The following is a 17607-nucleotide window of genomic DNA, read 5'->3' as shown; positions in this document are numbered from 1 at the left end:
CAGTGCCTGAAAAACAGTCATCTCAGCCAAATCCGGATAGAATGCGATCCGATTTCACCTGATTCTATGTTAACAGAAAGGCCTGACCCATGGACGGCAATTTCAACGAGAACGACATCAGCCGCGTCGTCGAAGCGGACCGCGCGAACGTCTGGCACCACCTGATCCAGCACCAGCCCTTTTTCACCGGCGCTGATCCCAAGATCATCATCGAAGGCAAAGGCCTGCGCGTCTGGGACCAGAAAGGCGTAGAGCACATCGACGCGGTTTCCGGCGGCGTCTGGACAGTCAACGTGGGCTACGGCCGCGAAAGCATGGGCGATGCCGTGCGCGACGCGATCGTGAAAATGAACTTCTTCGGCGGCACTGTCGGCACTGTGCCCGGCGCGCTCTTTGCCGAACGGCTGATCGAAAAAATGCCGGGCCTCGACCGCGTTTATTATGCCAACTCCGGCTCAGAAGCGAACGAGAAGGCGTTCAAGATCGTGCGCCAGATCGCACACAAACGCTATGGCGGCAAAAAATATAAAATCCTCTACCGTGACCGCGACTATCATGGCTCGACCATCGCCTCGATGTCCGCCGGCGGCCAGGACGAGCGTAATGCGCAATACGGTCCGTTCACGCCTGGTTTCGTGCGCGTCCCGCACTGCCTGGAATACCGCAAGCACGAGCAGGAAGGCGCGCCTGAGCAGAACTACGGCGAATGGGCGGCCAACCAGATCGAGGAAGTGATCCTGCGCGAAGGTCCCGACACCGTGGGCGCGCTCTGCCCGGAGCCCGTGACCGCGGGCGGCGGCGTGATCGAAGCACCCGAAGGCTACTGGCCCCGCGTCGCCGAGATCTGCAAAAAGTACGACATCCTGCTGCACATCGACGAGGTCGTCTGCGGCGTGGGCCGGACCGGCACATGGTTCGGCTACCAGCACTACGGCATCCAGCCCGACCTCGTGACCATGGCCAAAGGCGTGGCCTCCGGCTATGCGGCGATCTCCGTGCTGGCGACCACCAACGCAGTCTTTGACATGTTCAAGGACGACAGCAGCGATCCGATGAACTACTTCCGCGACATCTCCACCTTTGGTGGCTGCACCGCGGGCCCGGCGGCAGCGCTGGAAAACATGCGGATCATCGAAGACGAGAACCTGCTCGAAAACACCACAGCCATGGGCGACTATATGCTCGACCAGCTGCGCGCCCTGCAGGACAAACACGCCGTGATCGGCGAGGTCCGCGGCAAGGGTCTCTTCCTCGGCGCCGAGCTCGTCGCAGACCGGGAGACCAAAGAGCCGCTGGCCGAGGCACAGGTTCAGGCCGTCGTCAAAGACTGTATGAGCCAGGCCGTCATCATTGGCGCCACCAACCGGTCGCTGCCGGGCCGCAACAACACCCTTTGCTTCTCGCCCGCGCTGATCGCCACCAAAGACGACATCAACCAGATCGTCGAAGCCGTCGACGGCGCAATGACCCGCGTCTTCGGCTGATACACTATATATAATGCCAAAAGGCCCCGGTTCCTGCCGGGGCCTTTTTTGCGTTTGTGCGGATGTCCGGAATGCGGACAAAGCTGTCGTAGCTCACGCCAGAGCGAAAAAGCCCCTTTCCTGCATGGACCATTGGACGAGTCAAGTCTCGCAAACTGCAAATCTGCTTTGGCGGCACCTGCATGCTCTTGGTCACCTCTCTGAACTCCCCGGCGATCGCCTCTTTCTTGAGTGCAACCGAAAAATTACATAAACGTCGACCGAGAAACGACAGGGGTACCGGTGAGCGTTCTTGTGCAAATCATTACGACGTTTGTTTTATGAGTGAAGTACGCGAAAAACACGAACCGGGCTTCTTTTTTCGGCTCGTCACTTCCGCAATCGAAGACCATTCAGCATTGCGCAATTTTTTTTCTGCACAATCGTCGCTTTTCTAATAATCCTCATTGGTGGGCTGGCGTTTAGTGACCCTTACTACTGCGGCACATTTTTGGATTGCACAGGGTCTTCTCTCCTCGGCTATAAGATACACAGTTTAGCCAAGTATAGCCCTCCATCTATACCTTATTTTTGGGCACTGTGGCTGGCTTTCTTTTGGTCAACAGTATCCTTCTCATTTATCATACTTCGAAACTTCACTCCTCTGGATGATATCATTATTAATCCGCGCAAGGATCCAGTGTTGCGCAAGCACTTACAACTTTTCATTGGTTGTGGGGTATTGGGCTGGTCCTTTCCAGCCACTCCAATTGAACCGATTGAAGGTTATCCAGTAGATTTTGCTGCAATTTCATTTTATCCATTAATTTTGGTTTTCGGAACCGGGGCGGCGGTGTTTGCCGCCTTCCCAATTGCTTTCTTTGGCATGCTTGCCAAAGTCATCGTAATGAGGAAGCGTATTTTGGAGTAGTCGGTTGATGAAGCCCGACCTTCATGATGAGTCGAATGGTGCTAATGGTAACAAGCCATTGATCGCGTTGCAGACCGGTAGCTGACCAACGCTGCTGTCAGTGTTTCCTACAGCATTCGACAGTCTTGGACTCTCACCGGTCATTCCCGACACCAACCCCGCGGACCGTTGATCTGCCCGCCGGAGTGCACCCGCGCGGCGGGACCGCAGGCGCGGGGTAAAGACTTTATTTGTGCTCCGCGCGCTGCGCACCGACGCAATACCGACGTTTCACCGACGTGATACCGACAGCGTACCGACGGCCAAGACTTGCCAAATTCTTGTATTAATGATACTCACGGTTTCATTAATTGGCAAAATGGCTTGTATAACGTATTGATTACAGGGCACCTTTTTCGCATTTTGCCGGGAATTTAATACCAGATTGCTTCATGCGTAAGTCCAGTGTAAGATGCTCACATGGCGCTCCCTGTCGAAACCTTCTTTCTGCACCCTGACGCTCAGGGCACGCTGCAGTCGCAGATCCAGCAGATGATTGCGCAGGGCATCCTGTCGGGCCGGTTCCAGCGGGGCGAGAAACTGCCATCGACACGCAAACTCGCCAGCCACCTCGGCGTCAGCCGGATCACCGTGACCATCGCTTACACCGAACTGCTGGCAAATGACTATCTCTCGTCGCGCGGACGCTCGGGCTATTACGTCTCTGAGAACGCGCCCGTACCGCCCGCCTTTGCCCCCAGTCAGAGCGGCCCGGACGCCATCGACTGGACCCGCGCCATCGGTCAGAAATTCTCGGGCGGGGACATGCCCCGCAAACCGCCGAACTGGGCCAGCTACCGCTATCCGTTCATCTACGGCCAGGCCGATCCTTCCCTTTTTGACCACGCAAACTGGCGCATCTGCGCCCTCAAAGCGCTGGGGCAAAAGGATTTCACGGCGCTGACCACGGATTACTACGACCAGGACGATCCGCAGCTCATCGAATTTATCGCCCGGCACACACTGCCCCGGCGCGGGATTGCGGCCCGTCCTGAACAGATCCTGATCACCCTGGGCGCTCAGAACGCGCTCTGGCTGACGACCCAGATCCTGCTGACCCAGCGCCGGCGCGCGGCGCTCGAAGACCCCTGTTATCATGCGCTTAGGGACATTCTGTCGCAGTCTCGCTGTCACGTCACACCCGTGCGGGTCGACAGCGACGGCATGCCCCCTGACGCAATTCCGCCCGACACGGATGTGATCTTTACCACGCCCAGCCACCAGTGTCCGACGACCGGCACGATGCCCATGCACCGCCGCCATGATCTGCTGAAACGGGCGGCGGAAATGGACGCGCTGATCGTGGAAGATGACTACGAATTTGAGATGTCCTTTCTCAAAAGCCCGTCCCCCGCGCTAAAGAGCCTCGATACCGATGGCCGCGTGATCTATGTGGGCAGCTTCTCAAAATCGCTCTTTCCCGGCCTGCGCCTGGGGTATCTGGTGGGCTCGGAACCCTTTATCCGGGAGGCCCGCGCCCTGCGCGCTTCGGTGCTGCGGCACCCTCCGGGGCACGTCCAGCGCACAGCCGCCTACTTCCTGTCGCTGGGCCATCACGACGCGCTGATCCGGCGCATGGGCACCGCCCTGCACGAACGCCGCGAAGTCATGACAAAGGCCATCGCCGACCAGGGGTTGCAGATCGCCGGACAGGGCGCCAACGGCGGCTCATCGTTCTGGATGCGTGCGCCGGAAAATGTCGATACCCAGGAGCTGGCCCGCCGTCTGCAGAACCGCAGCGTCCTGATTGAACCCGGGCATTCGTTTTTCGCAGGGCCGGACCAGCCCGGCGAATTCTACCGCCTGGCCTATTCCTCCATCCCCGCCCCGCGTATTGCCGAAGGGGTTTCACTGGTCGCATCAGAAATTCAGGATATGGCCAATCTGGCCCTAGTCCGATCCTGATCTGGCCCTAACACGCCGTTTACGTAAACATTACTGTCTCACCAAACCAAGAATCGCCAACTCAGCCCTCAGGAGCACCCGCCATGAAGATGACGACCGAAGAAGCCTTTGTAAAAACACTCCAGTCGCATGGGATCGAACATGCGTTCGGGATCATCGGCTCGGCCATGATGCCCATCTCCGACATCTTCCCGGATGCCGGTATCCAGTTCTGGGATTGTGCGCACGAAGGCTCCGCCGGCATGATGTCCGACGGTTACACCCGCGCCACCGGCAAGGTGTCCATGATGATCGCCCAGAACGGCCCGGGCATCACCAACTTCGTGACCGCGGTCAAAACCGCATACTGGAACCACACACCGCTCCTCCCGGTCACCCCGCAGGCGGCGAACAAGACCATCGGTCAGGGTGGCTTCCAGGAAGTTGAGCAGATGAAACTGTTCGAAGACATGGTGGCCTATCAGGAAGAAGTGCGTGACCCGACCCGCGTGGCCGAGGTTCTGGCCCGCGTCATCGCCAAAGCCAAGCGCCTCAGCGGCCCGGCACAGATCAACATCCCGCGCGACTTCTGGACCCAGGTCGTGGACATCGAAATCCCCGAGCCGATCGAATTCGAAGCCTCCCCCGGCGGCGAAGGCTCTGTGGCCAAAGCGGCGGAAATCCTGTCCAACGCCAAGAACCCTGTCATCCTGAACGGTGCCGGTGTGGTTCTGTCCAAAGGCGGCATCGAAGCCTCCAAAGTGCTGGCCGAGCGTCTCGACGCACCGGTCTGCGTGGGCTACCAGCACAACGACGCTTTCCCGGGCAACCATCCGCTCTTCGCCGGTCCGCTGGGCTACAACGGCTCCAAGGCAGGCATGCAGCTGATCAAAGAGGCCGATGTGGTTCTCTGCCTCGGCACCCGTCTGAACCCGTTCTCCACTCTGCCCGGCTACGGCATTGAGTACTGGCCCGCAGATGCGACCATCATTCAGGTGGACATCAACCCCGACCGCATCGGCCTGACCAAGAAGGTCACCGTGGGCATCGTCGGCGACGCCGCAAAAGTGGCCAACGGCATCACAGCACAGCTGAGCGACGATGCAGGCGACTCAGGCCGCGCCGAGCGCAAGGCAAAAATCGCCCAGACCAAATCTGCATGGGCGCAGGAACTGACCTCGCTGACACACGAGCAGGACGATCCCGGCACCGACTGGAACGTACGTGCCCGTGCGGCCAAGCCTGACTGGATGTCCCCGCGTATGGCGTGGCGTGCGATCCAGTCCGCGCTGCCCGTGGAGGCGATCATCTCGTCCGACATCGGCAACAACTGCGCCATCGGCAACGCCTACCCGGCGTTTGAGGAAGGCCGCAAGTACCTGGCACCGGGCCTCTTTGGTCCCTGCGGCTACGGTCTGCCCGCCATCGTTGGTGCGAAAATCGGCCAGCCGGACGTACCGGTTGTCGGTTTCGCCGGTGACGGCGCCTTCGGCATCGCGGTGAACGAGCTGACAGCGATCGGTCGTGGCGAATGGCCGGCGATCACACAGATCGTCTTCCGCAACTACCAGTGGGGTGCAGAAAAGCGTAACTCGACACTCTGGTTTGACGACAACTTCGTCGGCACTGAGCTCGACACAGACGTGTCCTATGCCGGTATCGCGAATGCCTGTGGTCTCAAGGGTGTTGTTGCCCGCACGCAGGAAGAGCTGACCGACGCTCTGAACCAGGCAATCAAGGACCAGATGGAAAACGGCGTGACCACGCTGATCGAAGCCATGATCAACCAGGAACTGGGTGACCCGTTCCGCCGTGATGCGATGAAGAAGCCTGTCGAAGTTGCTGGCATCAGCAAAGACGACATGCGTCCGCAGACTGCCTGAGGGTGCATCCACGCACCTGCATAAAGAAAGGGTCCAGGCCATGAGCGTACTGCGCGATCTGACAGAGCGCGCCAGCGCCCGGCCTGCCCACATCGTGATGAGCGAAGGCCACGATCCCCGGATCGTGGCCGGCGCCATTGCCGCCGTAAAAGCCGGCACCGCGCGGATCACCCTGGTGGGCCCGCACAATGACGTCGCCGCGCAACTGGTCGCCGCGGGCGAGCCGAACAATCCTGCAATTCAGATCGAGGACCCGGAAACCTCCGCGCTGTCCCCTGAATTTGCCACCGCCTTCCATGAGCTCCGCAAACACAAGGGTGTCACGCCCGGGGTTGCAGAGGCACAAGTACAGAACCCGCTGGTCTTTGCTGCGATGATGGTCCGCCAGGGCCATGCTGACGGCACCGTCGGGGGTGCTGTTGCCACCACCTCTGACACGGTGCGCGCCGCCCTGCAGGTGATCGGCAAAGCACCCGATGCGGCCCTCGTTTCCAGCTTTTTCCTTATGGCGCTGCCCGAAAACCACCCCTCCGGCCGCGACGCGATGATCTTTGGTGACTGCGGTCTGGTGATTGATCCCTCGTCCGAGGAGCTCGCCGCCATTACCGTCGCCTCGTCTGCTTCCTGCCGTCAGCTGCTGGGCGTTGAACCGGTGGCCGCACTGCTGTCCTTTTCCACTATGGGCTCGGCAAAACACCCGAAGGTCACCAAAGTGGCCGACGCCGTAGCCCTGCTGCGCGAAAACCACCCCAACCTCAAAGCCGACGGCGAACTGCAGTTCGACGCGGCCTTTGTGCCGGAGGTCGCCGCGTCCAAAGCCAAAGGCTCGGATGTGGCAGGCCAGGCCAACGTGATGATTTTCCCGAACCTCGATGCAGGCAACATCGGCTATAAGATTGCCCAGCGCATCGGCGGGGCCGAGGCCATCGGCCCGGTGCTGCAGGGCCTAGCCAAACCCGCAAATGACCTCAGCCGTGGCTGCACTGCCGCGGATGTGACCAACATGATCGCCGTGACCGTCCTGCAGGTCGCGCGTTAACCCAGGAGAGCTTTCCATGAACCAGCCAGTCCTCGACCTGAGCCCGAAAGTCTCCGATGAGGTGCGCAAGACCACCTGTTACATGTGCGCCTGCCGCTGCGGCATCAACGTGCACATGAAAGACGGCAAAGTCGCGTACATCGAAGGCAACAAAGATCACCCCGTGAACCAGGGCGTGCTCTGCGCCAAGGGCTCGGCAGGCATCATGCAGGTCAACGCCCCCTCGCGTCTACGCAAACCGCTGAAGCGTGTGGGCGAGCGCGGCTCCGGCGAGTTCGAAGAGATCGAATGGGACGAGGCCCTGAAAATCGCCACCGAATGGCTGGCACCGGTGCGCCGCGACAACCCGTCGAAACTCGCCTTCTTTACGGGTCGTGACCAGTCGCAGTCGTTCACCTCCTTCTGGGCACAGAACTTCGGCACCCCGAACTACGCTGCCCACGGCGGCTTCTGTTCGGTCAACATGGCCGCGGCGGGCATCTACACCATGGGCGGGGCCTTCTGGGAATTCGGCCAGCCGGACTGGGATCACACCAAACTCTTCATGCTCTTCGGCGTGGCCGAGGATCACGACAGTAACCCGATCAAAATGGGCATCGGCAAAATCAAAGCGCGCGGCGCACGGGTGATCGGTGTGAACCCGATCCGCACCGGCTACAACGCTGTGGCCGACGACTGGGTCGGCATCACGCCCGGCACCGACGGCCTCTTTATCCTGGCGATGATCCAATGCCTGATGAAAGCGGGCAAAATGGATCTCAACTATCTCGCGCAATACACCAATGCGCCGGTGCTGGTGATCAACAACCCGGGCGCTGCCGATCATGGCCTGCTGATGCGGGACGAGAACGGCAAAGAACTGGTGATCGATCGCGTGACCGGCAAGCTCACGCCCTTTGACCAGCCCGGCGTCAAACCAGACCTCGCCGCCACGTATGAGGCAGATGGCCGGACCCACCGCCCCGTCTTCCACCAGATGGCGGATATGTATCTCGATGATCAATACGCGCCGGAAAACGTGGCCGACCGCTGCGGCATCCCCGCTGACCGCATCCGTGCCATCGCCGCCGAACTGGCCCGCGTGGCGTTCGAGGAAAGCTTCGAACTTGATCACACCTGGACCGATTTCCGCGGCGAAACGCACGACAAAATGATCGGCCGCCCGGTCTCTTTCCACTCCATGCGCGGCATCTCCGCCCACGCCAACGGGTTCCAGACCTGCCGCGCCCTGCACACGCTGCAGATCATCCTCGGCACCGTCGAAGTGCCCGGCGGCTTCCGGTTCAAACCGCCCTATCCGAAACCGGCCACGGCCCACCCGAAACCGCACTGCAAGGTCACACCGGACACGCCCCTCGATGGCCCGCACCTGGGCTTTGTGCACGGTCCTGATGATCTGGCACTCTGCGAAGACGGCTCGCCGGCGCGCATCGACAAGGCCTTCACCTGGGAAAACCCCATGTCCAGCCACGGGCTGATGCACATGGTGATCTCCAACGCCTACGCGGGTGACCCGTACAAAATCGACGTGCTGTTCATGTATATGGCCAACATGTCCTGGAACTCGTCCATGAACACCCGCGGCGTGATCGACATGCTGACGGACAAGGACGAGAACGGCGACTACGTCATCCCGAAACTGATCTATTCGGATGCCTACAGCTCCGAAATGGTCGCTTATTCCGATCTGGTGCTGCCCGACACGACCTATCTGGAACGCCACGACTGCATCTCGCTGCTCGACCGTCCGATCTGCGAAGCCGACGCCGCCGCGGATGCGATCCGCTGGCCCGTGATCGAGCCCGACCGCGACGTCAAAGGCTTCCAGTCCATGCTCTGCGAGCTGGGCGCGATGCTGGGCCTGCCGGGCTTTGTGAATGAGGACGGCAGCCAGAAATACGCGGATTACGGTGACTATATCGTCAACCACCAGCGCAAACCGGGCATCGGCCCGCTGGCCGGATTCCGCGGCGAAAACGGTGACCAGTCCGGCCGCGGTGAGGTAAACCCCAACCAGCTGGACCGCTACATTGAAAACGGCGGCTTCTTTGTCGAACACATCCCCGATGGGGCGAATTACTACAAACCCTGGAACGCCGCCTACCAGGACTGGGCTGTGGGCATGGGGCTTTACGACAAACCCGAGCCCTATCTCTTCTCGCTCTACTCCGAGCCGATGCGCCGCTTCCAGCTGGCCGCAGAGGGCCATGGCGACCGCCAGCCACCCGAATACCTGCGCGCCCGTATCAAAGAGAAAATGTCGCCCCTGCCGATCTGGTATTCTTCCGAGGAAGAAAACAAGGTCGATGAATTCCCGGTCACGGCCCTCACCCAGCGCCCGATGGCGATGTACCACTCCTGGGGGTCCCAGAACGCCTGGCTCAGACAACTGCACGGCCACAACCCGCTTTACCTGCCCACAAAGCTGATGCGGGAAAACAACCTCTCGGACGGCGACTGGGCAAAGGTGACATCGCCACACGGCGAGATCACGGTACCCGTCCTGGAAATGGCCGCGCTCAACGAAAACACGGTCTGGACCTGGAACGCGATCGGCAAACGCAAAGGCGCCTGGGCGCTCGAGGAAAACGCACCCGAAGCCACCCGCGGCTTCCTGCTCAATCACCTCATCCACGAGTTGCTGCCACCCAAAGGCGACGGTCTGCGCTGGGCCAACTCTGATCCGATCACCGGCCAGGCCGCCTGGTTCGACCTCAAGGTGCGGATCGAAAAAGCCACACCACCGGACGAATCCAAACCCGGTTTTGACGCGATAAAATCGCCCGTCGGCAAAGGTCCCAAAGACCTGAAATGGAAGGTGGGCAAATGACCCTTCTTCTGGCCGGAAATATCCCGGGGTCCGGGGCAGCGCCCCGGAAAATCCTCCTTAACAACACCCTGCACCACCGCACGCCGCGCACCGACGTAATACCGACGTAATACCGACGTTAAACCGACACGATACCGACGCCGCACCGACGGCCAGAAAAGAGGGCCGAACATGACCACTCTGCCAGCACAGACCGACAAGAAACTGGGCCTCGTGATCGACCTCGATACCTGCGTCGGCTGCCACGCCTGCGTGATCTCCTGCAAAGGCTGGAACACCGAAAACTACGGCGCGCCCCTGTCGGATCAGAACGCTTACGGCGCCGACAACAACGGCACCTTCCTCAACCGCGTGCACTCCTTCGAGGTCCAGCCCGAAGGTGACGCCGCCGCCCAGCTTATCCACTTCCCCAAGTCCTGCCTGCACTGCGAGGACGCGCCCTGTGTGACGGTCTGCCCGACCGGTGCCAGCTACAAACGGGTCGAGGACGGCATCGTTCTGGTGAACGAATCCGACTGTATCGGCTGCGGCCTCTGCGCCTGGGCCTGCCCTTACGGCGCGCGCGAACTCGACCAGGCCGAAGGCGTGATGAAGAAGTGCACGCTCTGCGTCGACCGGATCTATAACGAGAACCTGCCCGAGGAAGACCGCCAGCCTGCCTGTGTGCGCACCTGCCCCGCCGGTGCCCGTCATTTTGGTGATCTGGGCGATCCCGACAGCGACGTCAGCAAGCTGGTCGCCGAGCGTGGTGGCATGGACCTGATGCCCGAGCAGGGCACCAAACCTGTGAACAAATACCTGCCCCCGCGGCCCAAGGACGAGATGCCGGAATTCGATGTACTGGCCCCCTTCCTGGAACCTGTGGCAGAGGAGCCCAAAGGCTTCCTCGGCTGGCTTGACAAAACACTGGAGAAACTCTGATGCATCCCGCACCTTCCGTCATTTTCTTCACTGTTTTCAGCGGCCTGGGCTTTGGCCTGCTGACCTGGCTGGGCCTTGGCTACCCTGCAGTCACCGGCTGGACAGCCTTCGCGTTCTTCGCCATCGCCTACGCCATGGCCGTGGGCGGTCTTCTGTCTTCGACCTTCCACCTTGGCCGGCCCGAACGGGCGATCAAAGCCTTCACTCAATGGCGCTCCAGCTGGCTCAGCCGCGAAGCCTGGTGCGCTGTAGGTGCACTGGTGGTCATGGGCCTGTATGGCGCGGGCCTCGTGTTTCTGGGCGAACGCTACAGCCTGCTTGGCATCATCGGAGCTGCCCTGTCGATGGCTACTGTTTTCACCACCTCGATGATCTACACCCAGCTGAAAACCATCCCGCGCTGGAACATGCCCGTCACACCGGTCAAGTTCCTGTCGCTTTCGCTGGCAGGTGGCGCACTGCTCTCCGGCCAGGTTACCGCAGCGCTCGTGCTGCTGGTCATCGCGGGTGCCGTGCAGCTGGTCACATGGAACATGGGGGACAAGGCGCTGGCCAGCTCCGGGACCGACATGGCTTCTGCCACCGGACTGGGCAGCATCGGCAGTGTCCGCGCTTTTGAGCCACCACACACCGGCACCAACTATCTGCTGCGCGAATTCGTGCACGAGATCGGCCGTAAACACAGCCAGAAACTGCGGATCATTTCGCTGGTTCTGATGGTCGTGCTGCCGGTTGTGCTGCTGTCACTGCCGTTCTCACATTTCCTGGCGCTGCTCGCCGTGATCAGCCACGTGGCAGGTGTGCTGACCGCGCGCTGGCTCTTCTTTGCAGAGGCCGAACACGTGGTCGGCCTTTACTACGGCAAACGCTGAAGCGGCATCCGCCGTTCGACGATCCGCGCCATAATGGACGCGCCAACGGGCAGGATCTCCTCGCCCAGAACAAAGCCCGGGTTGTGCAGCGGCAGCGTGCCGCTGTGCCCCAGGCTGCAATAGGCCCCCGGCACCACGCGCAGCATGTCGGCGAAGTCCTCGGACCCTGTGGTGGGCGCATCGTCTGCTGAGACATTCTCCGGCCCCACGATGTCTGCCGCCGCTTCCACATAGGCCTCTGACAGGTCGTCATCGTTGATCAGCACATCGAACACCGGGCGCAGATCGAGATGAATTTTCACGCCATGTGCCACGGCATAGCCATCACAGATGGCCTGCATCCGGTCAGCCGCAATCCGGTATATTTCATCGCGGAAATACCGGATCGTCCCGGCAAGGGTCGCAGTGCCCGGAACAACGTTGTAGGCCGAGCCCGCATTCAGCTGCGTCACCGACAGCACACAGGTATCCTGCGGCGGGATGTTGCGCGCCAGCACTGTGTTCAGCTCGGTCGCAAGGCTGGCGGCCACCATCAGCGCATCACGGGATTCGTCGGGGTGCGCGGCATGGCTGCCTGTCCCTTCAACCCGGATGTCAAAGAACGCCGCCCCTGCAAGTGCTGCCCCCTTGCAGATGCCGAATTTTCCCGGAACACCCGTCGGATAATTGTGCATTCCGTAAATCTCGTCACAGGGAAACCGCTCAAAAAGCCCGTCCGCGATCATGCCCCGCGCACCGCCAAGCCCCTCTTCGGCGGGCTGAAAAATCAGTACTGCGGTCCCGTCAAAATCGCGCGTTCCCGCCAGGTGCTTTGCCGCACCCAGTAGCATTGTTGTATGCCCGTCGTGCCCGCAGGCATGCATCACCCCGTCGTTCTCAGAAGCCCAGGCCAGCCCGGTATCCTCAACGATCGGCAGCGCATCCATATCGGCACGCAGCCCCACGCGCCGGTTGCCCTGACCCCGCCCGTGCACAAGTGCCACAACACCCGTACCGGCAATGCCGGTGGTGATCTCATCCACGCCGTAGGCCTGCAGTTTCTCGGCCACAATGCGGCTGGTGCGGCTCTCCTGGAAACCAATCTCCGGATGCGCATGCAGGTCGCGGAAAACCGCAATCAGTTCGTCTTCGCTCGCAGCAATTTCAGGCAGGATATTCATGGGCAACGCTCCGGTGTGAGAATACCGGCAACTATGATCAGCTGTGCGCCCGCGTCAACAACGGGTGGGGCGCTGGCCCCACCCGGAATTTCAGTTCATCAGACCTGCGTGGCGCAGGCCGTTGTCTACCAGCGCGCGGGTGTCGTCCGACAGACCCGTCAGCGGCAGGCGCACTTCGTCCGAGCACAGATCAAGCTGTGACATCGCGTATTTCACGCCCACGAGGCCGGGTTCGGTAAAGATCGCCTTGTGCAGCGGCATCAGACGGTCCTGGATCTCCAGCGCCGAGGCATAGTCACCGGCAAGACAGGCGGCCTGCATCTGGCTCAGCAGACGCGGTGCCACATTTGCTGTAACCGAAATACAGCCCGTGCCGCCCTGTGCGTTAAAGCCATGCGCGGTCGCATCCTCACCCGACAGTTGGATAAAGTCCGGCCCGCAGGTGATCCGCTGATCACAGACCCGCGCCAGATCGCCGGTAGCGTCTTTGACGCCGACAATGCGGGGCAGTTCGGCAAGTTTACCCATAGTCTCCGGGCTCATATCCACGACCGAGCGGCCGGGGATGTTGTAGATGATGATCGGCAGTTCGGCACAGTCATGCAGGGCTGTAAAATGCGCGATCAGCCCGGACTGGGTGGGCTTGTTGTAGTATGGCGTCACCACCAGCGCGGCATCTGCGCCAACAGATTCGGCATGGCGCACCAGGCGGATTGCCTCGGTGGTGTTGTTGGAACCTGCGCCCGCGATGACCGGCACACGGCCGGCTGCAGCCTTAACAACTTCCTCGACCACTACCTCGTGTTCGCGGTGTGTCAGGGTCGGGCTTTCGCCGGTTGTTCCCACCGGAACAAGGCCATTACTGCCCTCTCCGATATGCCATTCGACGAGTTTCTTGAGTGTCTCCAGATCCAGCTCGCCGTTCCGAAACGGCGTGACGAGGGCAGGCATTGAGCCTTTGAACATGTTCACGCTCCTTTTAGTTGTGGCCGGCAAATGGCCTGGGTTTTACCATCTTTTAAGCACGATCGTGATTTGATCGTGTTCAGTGACGGTCTATGCTCAGAGGCTCTAGCCTTCAAACGTTGGGAAATGCAAGTGATCAGACGCCAGCTGATGATTCTCGGGCTCGTTTTATTGACGGCTCTGCCTGCGGCAGCTGAACGGCCCCGGCCGCTTGCACTGGCTTTTGATGCGCTGCGCAGCGGCAACTGGCAGGATGCCGCGCGTGTTGCGGCCAAGGATGGTGATATTGCCGCTGACATCGTCGAATGGGCGCGCCTGCGTGATGGGCGTGGCTCTGCGGCCGAGGTCACAGCCTTCCTGTCGCGCCGACCGGACTGGCCGGGTGAAAGACTTCTGCGCCGCAAGTCCGAGGAAGCGATTTCGCGCGCGGGTACCGCCACAGTAACCGCCTTCTTTTCTGACACTCCGCCGCAGACCCCGGCGGGTGTTCTCGCTTTTGCCGATGCCCGCAATGATGTAGGTGTACCGGAAGAAGCGCGCGCACTAGTTGTAAATGCCTGGCGAAACTTCCGGATGAGCGCGGACGAACAGGCGACGTTTCAGTCACGCTTCGGGGGGTACCTGCGCGGGCACCACGATGCGCGGCTCGATACAATGCTGTGGCGAGGGTCCTACAGCAACGCGCGCCGCATGTTCCCGCTGGCCTCCGACGGCGCTGTTGCGGCCGCAAAAGCGCGCATTGCACTGCGCGAGGGAGAGAAGGGCGTAGACGGGCTGATCGCATCGGTACCGTCATCACATGCAAACAGTGGCGGGCTGCAGTACGACAGGTTCATCTGGCGCGCCCGCAAGGGACGCACAGACGATGCCAAAGCGCTGCTGCGCGCCACGTCGGTCAGTGCAGAGGCGCTCGGACGGCCCGGCGACTGGGCGAACCGGCGCAGATCACTCGCCCGGGACGAAATGCGCAACGGCGACCCGGAGCGGGCCTATGAACTGGCGTCGCGACATTTTCTGAAAGCAGGCTCTGATTACGCAGATCTCGAATGGCTTTCCGGGTTCATTGCCCTGCGCAAGCTGAAGGAACCGGAGACAGCGCTGAAGCATTTTGAGAACCACAGCGCAGCGGTGAAATCGCCCATTTCCAGGGGCGTGCGGGCTACTGGCGCGGTCGCGCGCTGGAAGCGATGGGCGATGTGGCTGCGGCGGATCAGGCGTATCTGGACGCCGCGCAATACCAGACATCCTTTTACGGTCTGCTGGCGGCGGAACGTGCCGGTGTCGCCTTTGACATGGATCTTGCCGGTGAAACGGCGGTCGGCGACTGGCGTCAGTCTGCGCTGGTATCCGATGACGTTTTTCAGGCCGGGCTGCTCCTCCTGGCCTCCGGTGAGCTGAGCCTGGCGGAGCGGTTCTGGACGCACCTGACGGAAAGCCTCGACCGCAATGACGCGGGTCTGCTGGCACAGGCCGCGCTTGATCTGGAAGAACCACACCTTGCGGTGATGATCGGCAAACGCGCGGCGCGCCAGGCTATCGTTATACCGGGCGGGTATTACCCGCTGCACCCTGTGGCACGTCAGGATCTGCCGATGGCCCCGGAAATGACCCTCGCCATTGCCCGTCGCGAGAGCGAATTTGATCCGTCCGTGCAAAGCGGTGTCGGCGCGCGCGGCCTGATGCAGATCATGCCCGCCACCGGGCGCGAAGTTGCAAAACGCCTTGGGCGGCTGCAGCGGCACAGTACGGACCGTCTGATCACCGATCCGGCCTATAATGCGGAACTGGGGGCGACCTATCTGTCGGTGATGGCAGGCCGGTTCCGCGGCAATGTTGTGATGATGTCCGCGGCCTACAACGCCGGTCCCAGCCGGCCGGACCGCTGGATGCAAACCTATGGCGATCCGCGGCGTGGCACCGTGGATATCGTGGACTGGATTGAACACATCCCTTTCCGTGAAACCCGCAACTATGTGATGCGGGTCGCAGAAAGTCTGCCGGTCTACCGCGCGATGCTTGGCAAGGATCCGATGCCGGTGCCCTTCACCGAGGAACTGACCGGTTCAACGCTGCTGGCGTTCGCGCCAAAGGGTGAATAATCCGGCACCCACGATCACCAGCGCACCGACCGCAACCTCCGGGCGGATGTTTTCACCAAACACCAGCAGGCCGATGGCCGCTGCAAAAACCAGCTGGAAGTAGGCAAAGGGCTGTATGGCACTCGCTTCGGCCAGCTCGTAACACCGGATCAGCAGCCAGTGACCCAGCGCGCCCGTGACACACAGCACCGACATCCAGGCCCAGTCCGGGGCCGACATCGGCTCCCACAGCCAGAGGCCCGGTCCGGTCAGCACCACAGCACCCACGGTGCCGGTCCAGAAAAAGCTCGTTGCTGTGGTGTCCAGCCGCGCCGCAAACCGGGTCAGCAGCGCATAAAGCGCAAACATCGCTGACGCCACAAGCGGGACAATCGCGGCCGGATCAAAAACGCCAACCCCGGGCTGCAGGATGATCATGACACCCACGAACCCGGCGGCAATCGCCAGCCAGCGGCGCCAGCCCACCCGCTCGCCCAGCACCGGTCCGCTCAGCGCAGCCACAAAAAGCGGATAACAGGCAAAAACCGCATGGCTTTCCACCAGTCCCAAGAGCGTAAAGCCAGCCACCATCACACAAACCTCTGTGGCCAGCAGAAAGCCCCGAAAAGCCTGCATAACCGGTTGTTTCGTCGCCGCAGCCGCTCGGATGCCACCCGCTTTTCGAGCGGCCACGGCCACCACGAATGCGGCAAAAAACCAATAGCGGATCATAATGACCATGATCACATTGTAGCTTCCCGCGAGGTGGCGCGAGATGCCGTCCTGCAGGGCAAACACGAATGTGGTCAGCAGCATCAGAAGCACCGCCGCGCGCAGATTGTCGGGCTTCGTCACGATCGCAGCACGCCCCGGCTCATATGCCGTTTGCGTCCGTAGCCGGGGCTGCGTGTTACCTCAAAACCGGCAGCCTCCAACCCGCGCCGCACGAAACCTGCAGCAGTGTAGGTCGCAAAACTGCCCCCTGAGCGGGTGTGCGCGCCGACCTCGTGCATCAGTTCAGGCGACCAGAGGCCCGGGTTTTTCGCCGGTGAAAACCCGTCGAGAAACCAGGCATCGGCCTGACCGCCCCATGCGGGTAGGGTCTCGTTTGCATCGCCGGTCAGCACATTCAGATGCACACCGGGCAGGATTTCGGCGCAACATCCCTCCGGGCCCCAGTGTGCCAACAGCAATCCTGCAGGGTCGCTCAGTTCCGGAAAAGCATTCAACGCGCGCTGCATGTCTTTGACCGACATCGGAAAAGCCTCAAACGAGGTGAAGGTCAGAGGACCCGGGGCTCCTGCCACCTGCCAGGCCAGAACCGTGGTCAGAAAATTCAGGCCGGTGCCAAAGCCAAGCTCGGCAATATGAAATCCTGGACCGAAACGCGCAGGCAGGTCATTGCCGTCAAGAAACACATGCCGCGTTTCGGCCAGACCGTTTTCAAGACTGAAGTAAGGATCATCGAACTGTTCAGATACCGGCACGTCTCCGGGTTTCCAGCTCAGTTCAGCCGTCTGGTTCTGCACGGTTCAGCCCTG

At 61.1% G+C, this 17607-nt stretch carries 14 protein-coding genes; 10 read left to right on the top strand and 4 right to left on the bottom strand.

Translation table 11 applies throughout. The features are described from left to right. Positions 1 to 89 precede the first annotated feature (89 nt). From ACZ1HA_RS18805 to ACZ1HA_RS18770, 8 genes are all read left to right on the top strand, one after another. On the top strand, positions 90 to 1484 hold the full coding sequence (locus tag ACZ1HA_RS18805; protein WP_472714983.1) for an aminotransferase family protein: 1395 nt from the start codon (positions 90 to 92) through the stop codon (positions 1482 to 1484). 682 nt (positions 1485 to 2166) lie between these two features. Next, positions 2167 to 2394 carry a hypothetical protein gene (locus tag ACZ1HA_RS18800; protein ID WP_472714982.1) on the top strand — a complete coding sequence of 76 codons (228 nt, stop codon included), beginning with the start codon at positions 2167 to 2169 and terminating at the stop codon, positions 2392 to 2394. 459 nt (positions 2395 to 2853) lie between these two features. Next, a complete protein-coding gene (gene pdxR, locus ACZ1HA_RS18795; protein ID WP_436398249.1) occupies positions 2854 to 4338 on the top strand; it encodes a MocR-like pyridoxine biosynthesis transcription factor PdxR in 1485 nt (494 codons plus the stop codon). 83 nt (positions 4339 to 4421) lie between these two features. Then, entirely contained in the window at positions 4422 to 6200 is a 1779-nt protein-coding gene (gene xsc / locus ACZ1HA_RS18790) for a sulfoacetaldehyde acetyltransferase (RefSeq protein ID WP_472714981.1), read from the top strand. Between the two features lie 40 nt (positions 6201 to 6240). Further along, positions 6241 to 7239: a phosphate acetyltransferase gene (pta, locus tag ACZ1HA_RS18785; protein ID WP_472714980.1), complete on the top strand. Its 999-nt coding sequence runs from the start codon at positions 6241 to 6243 to the stop codon at positions 7237 to 7239. A gap of 16 nt (positions 7240 to 7255) precedes the next feature. Continuing rightward, complete coding sequence (locus ACZ1HA_RS18780) at positions 7256 to 10069, top strand: molybdopterin oxidoreductase family protein (protein ID WP_472714979.1); 2814 nt, start codon at positions 7256 to 7258, stop codon at positions 10067 to 10069. A 171-nt stretch (positions 10070 to 10240) separates the two neighbouring features. Next, positions 10241 to 10990 carry a 4Fe-4S dicluster domain-containing protein gene (locus ACZ1HA_RS18775; RefSeq protein ID WP_472714978.1) on the top strand — a complete coding sequence of 250 codons (750 nt, stop codon included), beginning with the start codon at positions 10241 to 10243 and terminating at the stop codon, positions 10988 to 10990. Then, positions 10990 to 11862 (top strand): dimethyl sulfoxide reductase anchor subunit family protein, encoded by an 873-nt coding sequence (locus tag ACZ1HA_RS18770; protein ID WP_472714977.1) that lies wholly within the window; start codon positions 10990 to 10992, stop codon positions 11860 to 11862. The genes ACZ1HA_RS18775 and ACZ1HA_RS18770 overlap by 1 nt, the downstream gene beginning before the upstream one ends. On the opposite strand, the gene ACZ1HA_RS18765 is transcribed toward ACZ1HA_RS18770, so the two are convergent. Next, complete coding sequence (locus ACZ1HA_RS18765) at positions 11847 to 13022, bottom strand: M20 aminoacylase family protein (protein WP_472714976.1); 1176 nt, start codon at positions 13020 to 13022, stop codon at positions 11847 to 11849. The two genes, ACZ1HA_RS18770 and ACZ1HA_RS18765, sit on opposite strands and share 16 nt — an antisense overlap. A 90-nt stretch (positions 13023 to 13112) precedes the next feature. Next, positions 13113 to 13988 carry a 4-hydroxy-tetrahydrodipicolinate synthase gene (gene dapA / locus ACZ1HA_RS18760; RefSeq protein WP_375229179.1) on the bottom strand — a complete coding sequence of 292 codons (876 nt, stop codon included), beginning with the start codon at positions 13986 to 13988 and terminating at the stop codon, positions 13113 to 13115. Between the two features lie 132 nt (positions 13989 to 14120). On the opposite strand from dapA, the gene ACZ1HA_RS18755 reads away from it, so the two are divergent. Further along, positions 14121 to 15386 (top strand): hypothetical protein, encoded by a 1266-nt coding sequence (locus ACZ1HA_RS18755; protein WP_472714975.1) that lies wholly within the window; start codon positions 14121 to 14123, stop codon positions 15384 to 15386. Beyond that, positions 15281 to 16087, top strand: a complete 807-nt coding sequence (locus ACZ1HA_RS18750) for a lytic transglycosylase domain-containing protein (RefSeq protein ID WP_472714974.1) — start codon at positions 15281 to 15283, stop codon at positions 16085 to 16087. The genes ACZ1HA_RS18755 and ACZ1HA_RS18750 overlap by 106 nt, the downstream gene beginning before the upstream one ends. On the opposite strand, the gene ACZ1HA_RS18745 is transcribed toward ACZ1HA_RS18750, so the two are convergent. Beyond that, complete coding sequence (locus tag ACZ1HA_RS18745) at positions 16052 to 16882, bottom strand: DMT family transporter (RefSeq protein ID WP_472715356.1); 831 nt, start codon at positions 16880 to 16882, stop codon at positions 16052 to 16054. The two genes, ACZ1HA_RS18750 and ACZ1HA_RS18745, sit on opposite strands and share 36 nt — an antisense overlap. Before the next feature lie 35 nt (positions 16883 to 16917). Then, positions 16918 to 17595, bottom strand: a complete 678-nt coding sequence (mnmC2, locus tag ACZ1HA_RS18740) for a tRNA (5-methylaminomethyl-2-thiouridine)(34)-methyltransferase MnmC2 (RefSeq protein WP_472714973.1) — start codon at positions 17593 to 17595, stop codon at positions 16918 to 16920. Between the last annotated feature and the right edge of the window lie 12 nt (positions 17596 to 17607).

The sequence above is a fragment of the Roseobacter sp. S87 genome, assembly GCF_055693285.1.
Note: the sequence above shows the minus strand (reverse complement) of the source record. Positions and strands in the feature narration are given on the sequence as shown.